The following is a 16,206-nucleotide window of genomic DNA, read 5'->3' as shown; positions in this document are numbered from 1 at the left end:
GGACACCGAGATGTCGTCACTATCCACGGCGTCGCTGGTCGACGTGGAACGTGAACCCGGCAAGCCCCCGCTGCTGCGGGCCGAGGCCACCGGCGACGCGCTGAGCTGGGCTGCCGATCACCGGGACGCGCTGCGCGCGGTCGTCGCCGAGCACGGTTCGGTCCTGGTCCGCGGCCTCGGGCTGAGCGACGCAGCCGGAACGGGCGCCGTCTTCTCGAGCCTGGCCGCGGGTCTGATGACCGAGAAGGAGGTCTTCGCGCCCCGCAGGACCTACTCCGACGGCGTGTACTCCTCATCGAAGTGGCCGCCGAACCAGCCGATGTGCATGCACCACGAACTGAGCTACACGCTTGAGTTCCCCGGCATGATGATGTTCGCCTGTCTCAGCGCGCCCACTGACGGCGGGGCGACCGCGCTGGCCGACTCACCGACCGTGCTCGACGCGCTGCCCGCCGAGTTGACCGAGCGGTTCGAGCGGGAGGGCTGGCTGCTCACCCGCAGCTACAACGACGAGATCGGGGCGACCGTCGCCGAGGCGTTCGGCACCGATGACCGTGGCGCCGTCGAGAGCTACTGCCGCGCCAACGCGATCACCTTCGAGTGGCAGCCCGACGGTGGACTGCGCACCGGACAGCGCCGCAGCGCCGTGGTGCGTCACCCGGTCAGCGGCCGGCGCTGCTGGTTCAACCAGATCGCGTTCCTCAACGAGTGGACGATGGCCCCCGAGGTGCGCGAGTACCTGGTGGACCTCTACGGCGCCGACGGACTGCCGTTCAATACCCGCTTCGGCAACGGGGACCCGATCGGGGAGGACGTCGTGCAGCTGCTCAACAGCGTCTACGAGGCCAATACCGCACGCGAGCCCTGGCAGGCCGGCGACCTGATGCTCGTCGACAACATCCGCACCGCGCACAGCAGGGAGCCCTTCGAGGGACCGCGTGAAGTGCTCGTCGCCATGGCCGACCCGGTGCATCTGGCCGACTGCTCGCCGACCGTCGAGGTGACCACAGGATGACCGCCGTCGCTTCCACCGCACCGGAGTCCGCCCTGTCCGCGCCGATCACCGTGCCACCGTTCGCGGTGATCTCCGGTGCCCAGGTCCGGCGCGCGCTGCACGGACGTGAGAAACGAATCGTCGAGCTGGTCGAGGCCACCTACCGGGTGCACGGCGCCGGTGATTCGGTGAACCCGCCGTCGTACTTCCTGCGTTTCCCCGACCGTCCGTCCTCCCGGATCATCGCGCTGCCCGCCTCGATCGGCGGGGAGGTACGGGTGGACGGCCTGAAGTGGATCTCCAGCTTCCCGGACAACGTGACGGCGGGCATCCCGAGGGCCTCAGCCGTTCTGATCCTCAACGACCCCGACACCGGCTACCCGTTCGCCTGCCTGGAGAGCTCGATCATCAGCGCCACCAGGACGGCGGCGTCGGCGGCGTCGGCCGCCGACTGGCTGAGCCGCGACCGGCCACGCCCGACGCGTGTCGGGTTCTTCGGGGCGGGCTTGATCGCCCGCTACATCCACACCTTCCTGGCCGGCACCGGCTGGTCGTTCGACGAGATCGGCGTGCACGACCTGTCCGCCGACAGTGCGGCAGGCTTCCGCTGTTACCTGGAACAGACGGGCGCCACCGGCCGGATCACCGTGCACGAGAGCGCCCAGCAGCTGATCCGACACAGCGACCTTGTCGTCTTCGCAACCGTCGCCGGCCAGCCGCATGTCAGCGACGTGTCATGGTTCGCCCACAATCCACTGGTGCTGCACGTGTCGCTGCGCGACCTCGCACCGGAGATCCTGCTCGCCTCGACCAACATCGTCGATGACGTCGAGCACTGTCTGAAGGCCGACACCTCGCCGCACCTGGCCGAGCAGCTCACGGGCAACCGGGACTTCCTGCACGGCACGTTGGACGACGTGATGGCCGCACGCGTGACGGTGCCGACGGACCGACCGGTGGTGTTCTCGCCCTTCGGCCTCGGGGTGCTCGACCTCGCGGTGGGCAAGGACGTCTACGACGAAGTGGTCCGCAGCGGAGAGTTGCACGTCGTCGACGACTTCTTCCACGAACTGAGCCGGTACGGATGAGCCGGCCGAGATCCCAGGAGGCTTGTGCAGGGCCGGTCCCAGGAGAGATCCCCGGTCACGTCGCAGGTCAGGACAGACGGAACAGCGGCCGCTGACGCAGGGCCGCCCGGCTCGGTCGGACACGGGCTCCCGGCGACAGGACGCGAGAAGCCCACCCACGGTCGGATGGACGTTCCGAAACTGCTCTGCGCCAGATGGAGGAGACCACGGTGCCCGTCATATCCGTTCCCTACGCCTTCAATGAAGAAGAGCTCTATGTCGACCTTCGGTCGATCTTCGGGCACTCGCTCTACCTGAAGTGTGAGGGCTTCAACTTCGCCGGCTCGATCAAGTTGAAGGCCGCGACCGAGATGGTGGAGACGGCTGAGCGAGATGGAGTCCTGACGCCGAAATCGATCCTGGTCGAGTCCTCGTCCGGAAACCTCGGCGTGGCACTGAGCATGATCGCGGCGAGCAAGGGCTACCGGTTCCTGTGCGTGACGGACGCCCGCGGCAACCTGTCGACCAGGCTGATGATGGAGGCGTTGGGCAGCCAGGTGCACGTGATCGCCGACCAGGAGGCCAACGGCGGCTTCCTCGGTGCGCGAATCGAGTACATCCGCGCGCTGTGCGCCTCCGACGACCGGTACGTCTGGCTCAGCCAGTACACCAATCCGAGCAACTGGAAGGCGCACTACCGCACGACAGCGCCGGAGATCGCCCGCCAGTTCCCGCGGCTGGACGTGCTGTTCGTCGGGGCCGGGACCACCGGAACCCTGATGGGCTGCGCGCGCTACTTCCGGGAATGGCACCGGCCGGTGCGGATCGTCGCGGTGGACAGCGTCGGCAGTGTGTCCTTCGGCGGCCCGCCGGGCCGCCGGATGATTCCCGGCCTGGGGATGAGCATGCGACCGCCGTTGCTCGACGAGTCCTATGTGGACGAGGTGATACGTGTCGAGGAGGCGGACACCATTCGTACCTGTCATCGTCTGGCCAGGCGCGGATTCCTGTTGGGCGGCTCGACCGGCACGGTGGTCAGCGGCGCGTCGGACTGGTTGGCCCGGCATGACGCGCGCGAACTCACCGCGGTGGCGATCGGCCCGGACCTCGGTGAGCGCTACCTCGACACCATCTACCACACCAACTGGCTGGAGGACATCTACGGCGAGGACGTGCTCAACTCCCGTGAGGTGAATGCCGGTTCCTGGGACTCGGACGCGCCGGTGGCACGGTGGCGCCGGCGGCTGGACCTGCAGACCGGCGACCTCAACGGCGACCAGCACCATCAGCTCCAGGATCGTAAGACCTAGGGTCTTTCGTTCGTATCAGGCTGGATCAGGGAGCGGCCCGGAATCCGTCGACCGCGTCCTGCAGCCGTGAGGCGGCGTGCCTCAAGCGGCGGCGCGCGCCTCCTCGGCGGCGCCGGCCTCGACGGCGGCCAGGACGGCATGGTGCTCCTGCCGGACGGCTTCGACGAAGTCGCCCCGTCGCGCCTCGTTCGCGCGCGTGACGCGCATACCGCTGCGCAGCACCTCGCCGAGGTACCGCACCGTCGAGCCCATCACCGTGTTCCCGGTCGACTCCGCGATGGACCGGTGGAAGGCGAGATCCTCCTCCGCACCGTCACCGCCCACCGCGACCGCCGCGTCGATCGCGGCCAGGGCCTGACGCATCCGGGCGAGGTCGGACGGTGTGGCGCGGGTGGCCGCGAGATGGGCGGCCTCGCCTTCCGGCGCGCGGCGCACTTCGACGATCTGCCACATCCGACGCCGCGCGCCGATCCACCAGGGATTACGGGACAGCCCTTACATTAGGGGCTCGATCACGAGCAACGGGCCGCCGACCGAGGCCGCTCGCAAGGCCGGACACACCCAACAGGCCACCGAAGGTGAGCCCGCCTCAGCGCAACCATGGTCGGGAGTGGTTGCGATGAGCGGCGCGTGCAGATCTCCTTCGGACGGCGAACTCCGCAAGATATTGACCCTCGCGGACCGAGAACAGGACACCGCTGAGCGTCATCCCGAAGTCGATGAACGCACTCATGAAGTAGGTCCGGAACCCGGACCTGACTGCTGAAGTTCCGGATGTGATTCAGGAAGCCGGAAGGGCTCCGGACGGCTGAACAGGTCGGTGCTCGCCGGGGTGCCCCTCGTGCTCACGGAGCTCGGATTCGCCCCGTAGCGGGTGGCCGAGGTCGCACGGGAGCTGGTGCAGTCGCGGCGGTGGGCGAGGACATGACGGCATCGCCCAGGAGCCGGAGCCCGCCACGGCTCGTCCGCCAACGCATTGATCCGTCACCACCGCGCTCTGAAGAACGGGAAGTCGGCCATGACCACTGACACACCCATGCAGCTCGGCATGATCGGGCTCGGCCGGATGGGCGCCAATCTCGTGCGCCGACTGATGCGGGACGGCCATCGCTGTGTCGTCTACGACCTGGACAGGGAGGCCGTACAGAAGCTGGAGAAGGAGGGGGCGACCGCGGCCTCCTCCCTCCACGACCTGGTCGACAAGCTGGAGAAGCCGAGAAACGCCTGGCTGATGCTCCCCGCCGGTGTGGTGCAGTCGACGCTGGACCAGTTGGCCGCCCTGCTCGACCCCGGTGACACCGTCATCGACGGCGGCAACTCGTACTACCGGGACGACATCACCCGGGCGAAACAGCTCGCTCCGCGCGGGGTCCACTACGTCGACTGCGGGACCTCGGGCGGCGTCTGGGGTCTGGAGCGGGGCTACTGTCTGATGATCGGTGGCGAGGAAGAGGCGGTAGGCCGGCTCGACCCCGTCTTCCGCGCCATCGCCCCGGGCACCGGAAACGCCGAGCCCACCCCTGGCAGGACCCGGACCGACGGGACCGCGTCCCATGGCTATCTGCACTGCGGCCCGAACGGCGCGGGCCACTTCGTGAAGATGGTCCACAACGGGGTCGAGTACGGGATGATGGCCGCCATCGCCGAGGGGCTCGGCATCATCAAGCACGCGGACGCGGGCCTGCGCTCGCGCTCCGTCGACGCCGAGACCGCCCCGCTGCGCGAACCCGAGGCCTACCGGTACGAGATCGACGTGGCCGAGGTCGCCGAGGTGTGGCGCCGCGGCTCCGTCGTCGGGTCCTGGCTGGTCGACCTCGTGGCCGACGCGCTGTCCCGCTCGCCCGAGCTCGACGATTTCGCCGGCCGGGTCTCCGACTCCGGAGAGGGCCGGTGGACGGTGATCGCGGCCGTGGAGGAGAGCGTGCCCGCGCCCGTCATCAGCGCCGCGCTCACCGAGCGGTACGAATCACGCGCGCTCGGCGAGTTCAGGGACAAGGTGCTGTCCGCGATGCGCGGCGAATTCGGCGGTCACGCCGAGAAGGCGCGGTGAACCATGGCCAGCGGCCCCGGGTCCGAAAGCAGTGGTCCGGTCCCCGACGACCATGTCATCGTGCTGTTCGGTGCGACCGGTGACCTCGCCCGGCGCAAACTCCTGCCAGGGCTCTTCCATCTCGCCAAGGCCGGGCTGCTGCCGGCCCGCTACCGGATCGTCGGCTCCGCACCGTCCCAGGCCGCCCTCAGCGACGACGCCTTCCGCGAGAGGGCCCGGGAGGCGGCCGCCGAATTCGGCAGGTCGAAGCCGGAAGGCCCGGAGTGGCAGGAGTTCGAGGAAGCGCTGACATTCGGCGCGGCCGACCCGGACGACCCCGAGCCGCTCCTTTCGGCCGTACGGAAGGCCGAGCAGGCCGTCGGAGGTGAGCCCTGCCGGCTCTTCCACCTCGCGGTGCCGCCGAATGCCTTCGCCTCCGTGATCGAGATGCTGGGCGCGACCGGCCTCGCCGAGAACGCCCGCGTCATCGTGGAGAAGCCCTTCGGCACGGACCTCCCCTCGGCCCAGGCCCTCAACGCGACGATCCACTCCGTGTTCGACGAGTCCCGGATCTTCCGCATCGACCACTTCCTCGGCAAGGAGTCCGTGGACAACATCCTCGCCCTCCGGTTCGCCAACGGTCTCTTCGAGCCCATCTGGAACCGCGACCACATCAGCCATGTGCAGATCGATGTGCCGGAGAAGATCGGAATCGAGGGCCGGGCACAGTTCTTCGAAGGCACCGGCACCTTCCGGGACATGATCGTCACTCACCTGTTCCAGCTCATGGGATTCATCGCGATGGAGCCCCCGACCGCACTCGTCGCGAAGTCGCTGCGGGACGAGAAGGAAAAGGTCTTCCAGTCCATGCGGCACCTGGACCCGGCACAGGTCGTACGTGGCCAGTACGAGGGGTATCGCGACGAGCCGGGCGTCGATCCCCGGTCGGACACCGAGACGTTCATCGCGCTGCGCGTCGAACTCGACAACTGGCGGTGGGCAGGTGTGCCGTTCTTCCTGCGTTCGGGCAAGTCGCTCGGAGAAGGAAGGCACGTCGTGACGCTCGGCTTCCGGGAACCGGCCCTGCGGATGTTCCCCCAGCCCGCGCAGGGCGGCTCGGAAGCAGCCCGGACCAACGAGCTGGTGATCGATTTCGACGATCCCGGCCGCATCGCGACCAGCTTCCTGGTGAAGGAGCCCGGCCCTGCCATGCGCCTGGAGGAGGCCGGGATGGTCTTCGACTACGGCGGCTCCTTCAACTCGATGTACGCGCTCGAAGGATACGAACGCCTCATCCTGGACGCGATGCTGGGAGACCAGTCCCTGTTCACCCGCTCCGACGGGATCGAGCGTCTGTGGGAGACATCAGCCCCGCTGCTGGCGAACCCGCTGCCGGTCGAGCCGTACGCCCCGGGCTCCTGGGGCCCCAAGTCGGTCGACCGGCTCATCGCTCCGTACCGCTGGAGTCTGCCTCACCGCCGCTGACCGGAAACCGGCGCGGGAGCCGGCACCAGGGCGCCGAACCGTGCCGGACAACGCATCTCGGACAGGCGTCCGCCGGCTTCGGTACGGTCCTCGAAGCAGTCTCGAGGCGCCTGTCATGGTGGCCCCGCGCACACCCGGCCCGAGAACTATGGTCCCCCACCACATACGCCCCTGACCTGCCCCTTCCTACGGTGTGGCGACACGAAACGTCCCCGCAACCGTCCGGAAGTGGTACCCATGGCCGCCTCGGCATCCGCTCCACCGACCGCCCGCTCGCTCAAGCGCATCGTCGCCGCAAGCCTCATCGGGACCACCATCGAGTGGTACGACTTCTTTCTCTACGGGTCAGCAGCCGCTCTCGTCTTCCCCAAGCTGTTCTTCCCCGAGTCCGACCCGCTCGTCGGAACGCTCCTCTCCTTCCTCACCTACGCGGTCGGCTTCGCAGCCAGGCCGCTCGGCGCCCTGGTGTTCGGGCACTACGGCGACCGGCTCGGCCGCAAGAAGCTGCTGGTGCTGAGTCTGCTGCTGATGGGTGGGGCGACCTTCGCCATCGGGCTGCTGCCGACGCACGCCACCGTCGGTGCCGCCGCTCCGGTACTGCTCACGGTCCTGCGACTGGTACAGGGCTTCGCCCTCGGCGGCGAATGGGGCGGGGCCGTGCTCCTCGTATCGGAGCACGGGGACGCGAAGCGGCGTGGGTTCTGGGCCTCCTGGCCGCAGACCGGAGCGCCGGCCGGGCAGCTGCTCGCGACCGGGGTGCTCTCCGCGCTCACGGCGCTGCTGTCGGATTCCGCTTTCGGGACGTGGGGCTGGCGCATCCCGTTCCTGCTGTCCGGCGTGCTCGTGATCGTCGGCTTGTGGATTCGTCTCTCTGTCGATGAATCACCGGTGTTCAAGGCCGCGCTGGCGCAGGCCGAGGCACGCAAGGGGGCCGCCGCCGCGGCCGAGAAGATGCCGCTCGTCGCCGTGCTGCGCCACCACTGGCGGGATGTGCTCATCGCCATGGGCGCCCGGATGGCGGAGAACATCAGCTACTACGTGATCACCGCGTTCATCCTCGTGTATGCGACGACTGCCGCTGAGCTGAGCAAGCAGACGGCACTGAACGCCGTGCTCATCGCCTCCGCCATCCACTTCGCGGTCATCCCGGTGTGGGGCGCGCTGTCGGACCGGTTCGGCCGCAAGCCCATCTATCTGATCGGGGCGGTCGGTGTGGGGCTGTGGATGTTCCCGTTCTTCGCGCTGATCGACAGCCGCAGCTTCGGGAGCCTGCTGCTCGCCGTCACGGTCGGACTCATCTTCCACGGGGCCATGTACGCGCCTCAGGCGGCCTTCTTCTCGGAGATGTTCGCGACCCGGATGCGGTACTCGGGTGCGTCGATCGGCGCTCAGTTCTCGTCGGTCGCAGCCGGTGCCCCGGCGCCGCTCATCGCCACCGCGCTGCTCGAGAACTACCACAGCTCGACAATGATCTCGCTGTACGTGATCGCCGCGGCGCTCGTCACCGTGCTGGCTGTCGTCTGTGCGAAGGAGACCCGGCTGCGCGACCTCGAGAACATCGAGGCGGCACCGGCGCCGGACACGGCGGCGGCTGTGGCCGCCGACGCCCGTACCGCATGAGCATCTGACTGTGCGAGCCATGGAATCGCCGGACGGGCTGAGTGGTCGAGCCCGTCCGGCGTCCGCATGAGCGGCTGCCGCCCATACGTCAATGCTGCCCGGCGGGCTCGAACCAGGTGGGTTCGTCCGTGAGCGACCGCTTGATCCGCAGGAGCCCGAACTCGTTCAACGGCGGCAGGGCGTCGACCGGGAACCAGCCCACCTCCAGCGACTCGTCGTCATTGACACGCGCCTCGCCCCCGGTGGCCCGGCAGCGGAAGGTGACGTCCAGGAACTGGCACCGGTCGCCGTTCGCGTACTGCACGGGATCGAGCATCTGCGTGAGCACGACCCGCTCCGCCACGCAGTGCACGGCGGTCTCCTCGTACACCTCACGGACAGCCGATACGGCAGGCTGCTCACCCGGTTCGCAGATGCCACCGATGACCGACCATTTGCCGGTGTCGGAGCGTCTCCCGAGCAGCACCCGGCCCTCGTCGTCGAAGACCACGGCAGTGACGCCCGGCAGCAGGAGCAACTGTGTACCGGCAGTGGCACGGAGTTCGCGGATGAAGTCAGGAGTGGCCATGAGGACGACCCTACGTGGCCCGCCCGGTGCGGCTCACCGCCCGCGGCGGACCCGTACCGACCGGACAGCCACCCGGCCCAGTCCCGTCACGGCGATCAGCGCGAGCAGCCCTTCAGGGAGCGTGCCCAGCCGGGTCGCGGGGGTCAGGGACGAGCGCAGCGGCACCTTGTCCACCAGCGCGTCCGCGGTGAACATCTTCGTCTGCTGGACGATCGTCCCGTCCGGACGGATGACCGCGCTGACCCCGCTGGTGACCGGGACGACGACGGACCGGCTGTGCTCGACGGCCCGCACCCGGCTCATGGCCAGCTGCTGGTACGTCATCTCGCTCCGGCCGAAGGTGGCGTTGTTGCTGGGGACTGCGATCAGTTGGCTGCCGTGTTCGACGGTGTCCCGTACGGCGTCGTCGAAGGCGGCTTCGTAGCAGGTGACGAGTCCCACCTGGGTGCCCGCCAGATCGAAGACGCCGACCTTCTTGCCCGGTCCGAAGTCGCGCTGCACCCGGTCGACGTCCGAGCTGAAGACGCGTGCGACGGACCGCATCGGCATGTACTCGCCGAAGGGCTGGATGTGGCGCTTGTCGTACGTGGCGACGGGGCCGCCGTTCGGGTCCCACTGGATCAGGGTGTTGCGCAGTTTGCCGGTGTCGGGCTCGACGACCGCGCCGACCACGGTGGGGGCGTTGATCGCCTTCACGGCCTCGTCGATGACGATCCGTGCGTCCGCGTTGCGGTAGGGGTCGAGGTCGGAGGAGTTCTCCGGCCACAGGACGAAGTCGGGCTGCGGCACCTTGCCCGCCTGCACATCGCGGGCGAGCTGTTCGGTACGGCGTGCATGGTTGTCGAGGACGGCCCGGCGCTGGGAGTTGAAGTCGAGCCCGAGGCGGGGCACATTGCCCTGGATCGCCGCGACGGTCGCGGTGCCGTCCTCCGCCGAGTCGTCGACGAGCGGCAGCGCGGCCAGCGCCCCGGCAAGGGGTACGAGGACCGTCACGGCCGCGGCGGCGACCGCGGCTCGGGGGACCTGACCGGTGCTGCGGTACATACGGAAGGAACGCACCGCTTCGAAGAGGCCGAAGCCGCACAGCACCACCGCGAACGAGAGCAGCGGTGTGCCACCGACGGCCGCGAGCGGCAGGAACACACTGTCCGCCTGTCCGAACGCGATCTTGCCCCAGGGGAAGCCGCCGAAGGGCACCCTGGCCCGGACCGCCTCGTCGAGCGTCCAGACGGCGGCGGCCCAGACCGGCCACCAGGCGAGCCGGGACACCGCGGCGATCCCGATGCAGCCCACCGCGACGAACAGCGCTTCGGCGACGGCGAGCGCCAGCCATGGGACGGGGCCGACCTCCTCGCCCGTCCAGTGCAGCAGCGGCAGCATGAAGCCGAGGCCGGCCAGCAGGCCGAGGCCGAATCCGGCGCGCAGCCGACGGCCGTGCAGGGTCCAGCCGAGCAGTGCGAAGCCGGGCAGAACCAGCCACCACAAGGGCCGGGGCGGGAAGCTCAGATACAGCATCACCCCCGAGAGCACGGCCGCGGCAGGCCTTACGAGCCCCGGCAGAAGCCGTCTGCCCCCGGCCGGAGGGGCGGACTGCGGGTCGTCGACTGGGGTGATGGTGGCGCTCACCAGGCGGAGTCTACGGTGGTCGGCTGTGTGCGGGCAGTCCCGTGCCCTTGCCGGAATCCTCCTTGCTGGATCGTTCCTGTGCTTTTCCTCCACAAAGTCGCACCACTGCCGATACCGTGTGCGCCAGTCCCCCGCCGACCGGCCGCATCCGGCCGTCGCGGACGGGACGGTCACAGTTCGGGGGGTCGGACGGATGACTGCACCGGCAGGCGCTTACGTGGCTCGGGAACGCGGCAACGCGTCCGACGGAGCCGGAGCGGTGATTCTCGCCGCCTGCGCGATCTGGTCGCTGGTCAGCGCGGCCGGGCGGGAGACCAGGCCGGAGGGCGTCCTGCTGGCACTGCTGGCCGTCGCCGCGGGCTTCGCCTGCGGTCGGATCTGCGGCACGCTGCTGCCGGTGGTCACCGCCACGGCCGCCGCCGTCGCCGCCCTCGTCATGGCCCTCCTCTCACGCCGCAGTGGCATGCCGGGTGCCACCGCCGCCGTCGACATCGCGCCCGGTCACACCGGGGCGGCGGCCGCGCTGCTGGTCCTGGCCGCGGGCTCCGCCTGCTGCGCGGCAGCCGCGGCCCGGCGCGCTCCGTTACGCCTCGCACTGCGGCTGCTCGCGTTCGGAACCGCCTGCGCAGCGCTGACCATGCGGTCGGGGGCCGGTTTCGTCGCGGCACTCGGGGTACTGCTCTGTTCGCTGGCCGCGGCGAGAATGCGCCGCAGGCTGCTCGGGCTCGCCGGGTTCGCACTGGTCGCGGCGCTGGTCGTCGGTGCGTCATGGGCGGTGGCGGAGGAAGCGCTGCCCGACGGCCTGATGATCTCCCTGGAGGGCCAGCTCACCGGGAACCGCGTGCTTCTGTGGGAGGACGCGGTGACGCTCGCCAAGGAGCATCCGGTGCTGGGCGTCGGACCCGACCGGTTCGCCGAGATGAGTCCGACCACCCAGCAGACCCTGCGGTCCGACGGAAAGCCCCACTCGGCGCCGCTGCAGCAGGCCGCCGAGCAGGGCGTGGTGGGGTTGGCGCTGCTGGGTGCGGCCTTCGGCTGGCTGCTGTACGTGCTCTGGCGCTCCCCCCGCTCCACGGCAGTCGTCCTGACGGCGGGCGCCGCGCTCACCGCGCTTGCGGCCCTGGCGAGCGTCGGGAACGCACTGAGCTTCACGCCCGTGACGGCGGGCGCAGGACTGCTCGCGGGGCTGGCATCGGCCCGGTTGCCGATCGGGGACGGCCGCGCCGCTTCGGACACTGCGGGAGCGGCCGACGGCACCCGTAGGGAGGGTGACGAGGACACGGGACGTGCCGCGCACCGGAGCCGGACCGAGGCCGAACGCGGCCGGCGGGCGGATCACACCCCGCTCTGACCGACCGGGGAGGTCGAACCACTCAGGTTTCCACCCGTTCAGGCACCGGCCGCCGCGCCGGCCGCCGACAGGTGGAGCTGCTCACGGATGAACCGTACGCCCGCCTCAGCGTCATCCACCGTGACCGTGAAGGTCCGGCCGTCGCCGAGCGTGAGCACCAGGCCCTCTCCCTTGCGTACCACCACGGCCGTGCCCTGCTCGGGGCGCCAGCGGTAGCCCCAGCCGCCCCATTGCCGGGGGGTGACCCGGGGTACGAAATCCGCGCCCACCACGTGGGTGAGAAGGATCCGGCGGCGCGGCAGGCCCATGTGGCCGCAGCGCACTTCGAGGGCGTGCCCGTCGACCCGGACGGCCACGTTCACAAAGGCGAGCGTGCCGAACAGCATGAGGAGTCCGGCCGCCACGCAGCCGATCACCGACATCAGCAGCGGGATGACGCCGGAGGTCCAGTTGGAGCTCACGGCGAGCTGAATACCCAAGGCCGTGCAGGCCGCACCGGCGGCGGCGAGCACCCACTGGGCCTTGTTGGTGGCCCGGCCGGTCCAGACGGCGGGAGGCGTCTCGGCTCCGGCATGCGTCGGTTTTCGGGGGTGGTCCCTCATGCCAGCAGCGTACTCAGAATCCGGGCAGCCGCGACGGGTCCGACGACTGCCAGCAGGCCGCCGCAGGCTCAGCGGGCAGGGCTGGCGGCCCCCAGCAACAGGCCCTCGGCGTAGGCCAGGGCGGCGTCCGGCAGTTCGGCGGCGCGGCCGCTGAGGAGCACGGTGAGCGAGGTGGCCGGTTCGGCCGAAGGAGCGGGTGCGGCACCGATCCGGCGCAGCGCCTGGGCGGCGACGGCTCCGGCGGAGCCGTGCAGTGTGACGGGCGGCAGGCCGGGCTGCTGTACGGCGGCCCGGATCCGCTCGGCGACCAGTTCGTAGTGGGTGCAGCCCAGAACCACTGCCCTTACGTCCGGTGGAGTGAGAGCGGCCGCCGCGGCGACGGTGCGGTCGATCGCGGCTTCGTCCGCGTTCTGCACGGCGTCGGCGAGACCGGGGCACGGGACTTCGGTGACGGCGACCGAGCGGGCGAAGTCCCCGATGAGTCCGCGCTGGTACGGGCTGCCCGTGGTGGCCGGGGTGGCCCAGATCGCGACCGGACCGCCACCGGCCGCGGCCGGCTTGATCGCGGGGACGGTGCCGACGACCGGCAGCGTGGGTTCCAGCTCGGCGCGCAGCGTCGGCAGGGCGTGTACGGATGCGGTGTTGCAGGCGACGATCAGTGCGTCGGGCCGGTGGGCGGCGGCCGCGCGGGCCACGGCGAGCGCGCGTGCGGTCACGTCCTGCGGCGTACGAGGACCCCACGGCATGCCGTCGGGGTCGGAGGAGAGCACCAGATCGGCGTCGGGCCGCAGCCGGCGTACCGCGGCGGCCGCCGCGAGCAGGCCGATTCCGGAGTCCATGAGCGCGATCTTCACCCGGTCACCATAGTCGACCGCCCTTGCGGTCTCGTCACAGTGGGGCAGACTGCGGCGAATGAGTGCCGTTGCCTGGATCGCCGTGGGTTCGCTGGCCGCATGGGTGTGGCTGCTGCTGGGACAAGGGTTCTTCTGGCGGACCGACCAGCGGTTGCCGCGGCGTACGGCGCCGGACGGCTGGCCATCGGTCGCGATCGTGGTGCCCGCCCGTGACGAGGCGGACATGCTGCCGGTGAGTCTGCCGTCGCTGCTTGCGCAGGACTATCCGGGAGCCGCGGAGGTCATCCTGGTCGACGACTGCAGCAAGGACGGCACGGGGGATCTTGCCCGTGCGCTGTCCGTGCGGTACGGCGGGCTGCCGGTCACGGTGGTGTCGCCCGGGGAGCCGGAGCCGGGGTGGACGGGCAAGCTGTGGGCCGTGCGGCACGGGATCTCCTTGGCACGGGCCAGGGAGCCGGCGCCGGAGTACCTGCTCCTGACGGATGCGGACATCGCGCATGAGCCGGACAGTCTGCGGGAGCTGGTCGCCGCCGCCCGCTCGGGTGGATTCGACCTGGTCTCGCAGATGGCGCGACTGAGGGTGGCGAGTGCATGGGAGCGCCTCGTCGTGCCCGCCTTCGTGTACTTCTTCGCGCAGCTCTATCCGTTCCGGTGGGTGAACCGGGCGACGGCGCGGACCGCGGCCGCGGCGGGCGGGTGCGTGCTGCTGCGGACCGGTGCCGCGGAGCGGGCGCGGGTGCCGGAGTCGATCCGGCAGGCGGTGATCGACGACGTTTCGCTGGCGCGGGCGGTCCGGCGCAGCGGCGGCCGGATCTGGCTGGGGCTCGCGGAGCGGGTGGACAGTGTGCGGCCGTATCCCCGGCTGGTGGATCTCTGGCGGATGGTCTCGCGGAGCGCGTACGCCCAGTTGCGGCACAATCCGCTGCTGCTCGTCGGTACGGTCCTGGGCCTCGCGCTCGTCTATCTCGCACCACCGCTCACGCTCGCGGCGGGGCTGCTGGGCGGGGATGCGCCGGCGGCGTGGGCGGGCGGCGCGGCCTGGGCGGTGATGGCCGGGACGTACATGCCGATGCTGGGCTTCTACCGGCAGTCGCTGTGGCTGGCCCCGCTGCTGCCCTTCACCGCCCTGCTCTATCTGCTGATGACGGTCGATTCGGCGTTGCAGCACTACCGGGGCCGTGGCGCGGCCTGGAAGGGGCGTACCTACGCCCGTCCCGAGGCCGCGCCGGACCGATGAGCGGATGGCGGTACCGGTCCGCCGACGGTGGCGGGACCGGACGGCCCGGGGGTCATTTACGGCCGGGTGTCCAGTTCATCCCCCACCCGTAGGCGTAGTCGATGGTGCGCTGCGGGCTCACCCCGCGCTCGGGTACGAGATAACGGGCTTCGCGTTGCACGGTGAGGTCTCCCCCGTTGTTGGTGATGAGTGCGAGCGCGCAGACCGTGGAGGGGACGGTGCATTCGTCGAGCGAGAAGTCGATCGCGGCCCCGTGCTGCGGCTGCAGGGTGACCGTCGCGTGCAGATCGGCGAAACTCCGGGCGCCTTCATAGATGGTGACGAAGATCAGGACGCGGCGGAGCCGGTCCTTGTGATCGAGGTTGATGGTCAGGTTCTCGCCGGTGGAGACGGCGCCGGTGCGATCGTCTCCGTCGAGATGGATATAGGGGGGCTGCCCGAGAGCGCCGAAGGCGTTTCCGAGGGCCTGGACAACTCCCTTCCTGCCGTCGGTCAGTTCGTAGAGGGCGCAGAGATCAAGATCGAGGTCCGCGTGGTTGGCGATGGCTCTGCCGAGTTTGCTGCCCCAGCCCGTGAACTGTTTGCGCACTTGCCAGTTGAGATTGACGCGCATGGCTCCCGAAGTGCCGCCCTGCTTGGCGAGGGAGACCGAGGGCGCTTCCTTGGTGAGCGTCACCTTGGTCAGCCGGACGGGCTGCGCGACCGGCGGAGCGGCAGGGGGCGACGGAGGTGCTGGTGGTGCCATCGGGGCGACAGTCGGGGACTGGGGGCGCTGCCCGGGGGGCACCTGCGGCGGTGGCGGCAGGTCGACTCGCGTCGCCGTTTGGGGCTGCTGCGGTTGCTGGGGATGTTGCGGTTCGTCGACGGAGATACCGAAGTCCGTCGCGAGACCTTCGAGACCGCTGCTGTACCCCTGGCCCACCGCCCGGAATTTCCAGGCCCCCTGGCGCCGGTACAGCTCACCGAGAATGAACGCGGTCTCCACCGTCGCGTCGGCACTGTCGAAGCGCGCGATCTCGGTGCCGTCCGACGCGTCCATGATCCGTACGTGGAGCCCCGTCACCTGCCCGAAGGTGCCACCGTCCGCCGAGGCGGCCAGGACGACGCGATCGATGGCCGGCTCCACCCGTCCCAGGTCCACCGCGAGGCTGTCCGTGACGCCGTCGGCCACGCTCCGTCTGCCCTCGTGACGTACCGCGCCGGAGGCGTGCACCGGCTGGTTGTAAAAGACGAAGTCCGCGTCGCTGCGTACCTTTCCCGACACGAGAAGGAGCGCCGAACCGTCCACGTCCGGTGCGCCCGGCGTGGCACGCCACCCCAATTCGACCCGCACGGCCTGAGCCGCCACCGGAACATTGGTTCCTTTAAGCATGGTCATGCTCGCCCCCATCGCGAGTACGGCTGCCGAAGTCTTTCCCGGGCCAACCTAATCCGCCCTCCCTCGCGGAGCCCACAGCGATGAC

Annotated in this window: 14 protein-coding genes; 8 read left to right on the top strand and 6 right to left on the bottom strand. The window is 70.0% G+C overall.

What is annotated here, in order from left to right; all coding sequences use genetic code 11:
* Positions 1–10 precede the first annotated feature (10 nt).
* From OG963_RS38540 to sbnA, 3 genes are all read left to right on the top strand, one after another.
* Complete coding sequence (locus OG963_RS38540; RefSeq protein WP_093929810.1) at positions 11–1,015, top strand: TauD/TfdA family dioxygenase; 1,005 nt, start codon at positions 11–13, stop codon at positions 1,013–1,015.
* Positions 1,012–2,082, top strand: a complete 1,071-nt coding sequence (gene sbnB, locus OG963_RS38535; protein ID WP_093929809.1) for a 2,3-diaminopropionate biosynthesis protein SbnB — start codon at positions 1,012–1,014, stop codon at positions 2,080–2,082. Before OG963_RS38540 ends, sbnB begins: the two co-directional genes overlap by 4 nt.
* A gap of 209 nt (positions 2,083–2,291) precedes the next feature.
* On the top strand, positions 2,292–3,371 hold the full coding sequence (gene sbnA / locus OG963_RS38530; RefSeq protein ID WP_093929936.1) for a 2,3-diaminopropionate biosynthesis protein SbnA: 1,080 nt from the start codon (positions 2,292–2,294) through the stop codon (positions 3,369–3,371).
* Positions 3,372–3,452: 81 nt separating this feature from the next.
* Here sbnA and OG963_RS38525 read toward each other — a convergent pair whose 3' ends face one another.
* The gene (locus OG963_RS38525) at positions 3,453–3,824 is read right to left on the bottom strand and encodes a FadR/GntR family transcriptional regulator (protein ID WP_371799929.1); all 372 of its coding nucleotides are present in this window, start codon (positions 3,822–3,824) and stop codon (positions 3,453–3,455) included.
* 565 nt (positions 3,825–4,389) lie between these two features.
* Between OG963_RS38525 and gnd the strand changes: the two genes are divergently transcribed.
* The 3 genes from gnd (at position 4,390) to OG963_RS38510 (ending at position 8,505) form a co-directional block, all read left to right on the top strand.
* A complete protein-coding gene (gnd, locus tag OG963_RS38520) occupies positions 4,390–5,421 on the top strand; it encodes a phosphogluconate dehydrogenase (NAD(+)-dependent, decarboxylating) (RefSeq protein WP_093929935.1) in 1,032 nt (343 codons plus the stop codon).
* A gap of 3 nt (positions 5,422–5,424) precedes the next feature.
* Complete coding sequence (gene zwf, locus OG963_RS38515) at positions 5,425–6,885, top strand: glucose-6-phosphate dehydrogenase (protein WP_093778870.1); 1,461 nt, start codon at positions 5,425–5,427, stop codon at positions 6,883–6,885.
* Between the two features lie 237 nt (positions 6,886–7,122).
* Positions 7,123–8,505: an MFS transporter gene (locus OG963_RS38510; RefSeq protein ID WP_093778868.1), complete on the top strand. Its 1,383-nt coding sequence runs from the start codon at positions 7,123–7,125 to the stop codon at positions 8,503–8,505.
* 88 nt (positions 8,506–8,593) lie between these two features.
* Here OG963_RS38510 and OG963_RS38505 read toward each other — a convergent pair whose 3' ends face one another.
* Entirely contained in the window at positions 8,594–9,073 is a 480-nt protein-coding gene (locus tag OG963_RS38505; protein WP_093778866.1) for an NUDIX domain-containing protein, read from the bottom strand.
* Positions 9,074–9,106: 33 nt separating this feature from the next.
* Positions 9,107–10,699, bottom strand: coding sequence for an apolipoprotein N-acyltransferase (gene lnt, locus OG963_RS38500; RefSeq protein WP_093778864.1), 1,593 nt, complete (start codon positions 10,697–10,699; stop codon positions 9,107–9,109).
* A 193-nt stretch (positions 10,700–10,892) separates the two neighbouring features.
* On the opposite strand from lnt, the gene OG963_RS38495 reads away from it, so the two are divergent.
* On the top strand, positions 10,893–12,050 hold the full coding sequence (locus OG963_RS38495) for an O-antigen ligase (RefSeq protein ID WP_093929807.1): 1,158 nt from the start codon (positions 10,893–10,895) through the stop codon (positions 12,048–12,050).
* A gap of 38 nt (positions 12,051–12,088) precedes the next feature.
* On the opposite strand, the gene OG963_RS38490 is transcribed toward OG963_RS38495, so the two are convergent.
* A complete protein-coding gene (locus tag OG963_RS38490; RefSeq protein WP_030920833.1) occupies positions 12,089–12,652 on the bottom strand; it encodes a hypothetical protein in 564 nt (187 codons plus the stop codon).
* Between the two features lie 68 nt (positions 12,653–12,720).
* The gene (locus OG963_RS38485; protein WP_030920836.1) at positions 12,721–13,506 is read right to left on the bottom strand and encodes a glutamate racemase; all 786 of its coding nucleotides are present in this window, start codon (positions 13,504–13,506) and stop codon (positions 12,721–12,723) included.
* A 58-nt stretch (positions 13,507–13,564) separates the two neighbouring features.
* Here OG963_RS38485 and OG963_RS38480 point away from each other — a divergent pair, with 58 nt between their 5' ends.
* Positions 13,565–14,743, top strand: coding sequence for a glycosyltransferase (locus OG963_RS38480; protein WP_093778860.1), 1,179 nt, complete (start codon positions 13,565–13,567; stop codon positions 14,741–14,743).
* 52 nt (positions 14,744–14,795) lie between these two features.
* Here OG963_RS38480 and OG963_RS38475 read toward each other — a convergent pair whose 3' ends face one another.
* The gene (locus OG963_RS38475; protein WP_319739446.1) at positions 14,796–16,133 is read right to left on the bottom strand and encodes a TerD family protein; all 1,338 of its coding nucleotides are present in this window, start codon (positions 16,131–16,133) and stop codon (positions 14,796–14,798) included.
* Positions 16,134–16,206 lie beyond the last annotated feature (73 nt).

It is taken from the genome of Streptomyces sp. NBC_01707 (assembly GCF_041438805.1).
Classification (GTDB): domain Bacteria; phylum Actinomycetota; class Actinomycetes; order Streptomycetales; family Streptomycetaceae; genus Streptomyces.
This window is presented reverse-complemented; position numbering and strand designations above follow the sequence as displayed.

Excerpts from the sequence above, each read along its gene's own strand:
- sbnB (WP_093929809.1), top strand. The coding sequence starts at position 1,012 with ATGACCGCCGTCGCTTCCACCGCACCGGAGTCCGCCCTGTCCGCGCCG.
- OG963_RS38540 (WP_093929810.1), top strand. The coding sequence starts at position 11 with ATGTCGTCACTATCCACGGCGTCGCTGGTCGACGTGGAACGTGAACCC.
- OG963_RS38490 (WP_030920833.1), bottom strand. The coding sequence starts at position 12,652 with ATGAGGGACCACCCCCGAAAACCGACGCATGCCGGAGCCGAGACGCCT.
- zwf (WP_093778870.1), top strand. The coding sequence starts at position 5,425 with ATGGCCAGCGGCCCCGGGTCCGAAAGCAGTGGTCCGGTCCCCGACGAC.
- OG963_RS38505 (WP_093778866.1), bottom strand. The coding sequence starts at position 9,073 with ATGGCCACTCCTGACTTCATCCGCGAACTCCGTGCCACTGCCGGTACA.
- OG963_RS38510 (WP_093778868.1), top strand. The coding sequence starts at position 7,123 with ATGGCCGCCTCGGCATCCGCTCCACCGACCGCCCGCTCGCTCAAGCGC.
- gnd (WP_093929935.1), top strand. The coding sequence starts at position 4,390 with ATGACCACTGACACACCCATGCAGCTCGGCATGATCGGGCTCGGCCGG.
- OG963_RS38480 (WP_093778860.1), top strand. The coding sequence starts at position 13,565 with ATGAGTGCCGTTGCCTGGATCGCCGTGGGTTCGCTGGCCGCATGGGTG.
- OG963_RS38475 (WP_319739446.1), bottom strand. The coding sequence starts at position 16,133 with ATGGGGGCGAGCATGACCATGCTTAAAGGAACCAATGTTCCGGTGGCG.
- OG963_RS38495 (WP_093929807.1), top strand. The coding sequence starts at position 10,893 with ATGACTGCACCGGCAGGCGCTTACGTGGCTCGGGAACGCGGCAACGCG.
- OG963_RS38525 (WP_371799929.1), bottom strand. The coding sequence starts at position 3,824 with ATGTGGCAGATCGTCGAAGTGCGCCGCGCGCCGGAAGGCGAGGCCGCC.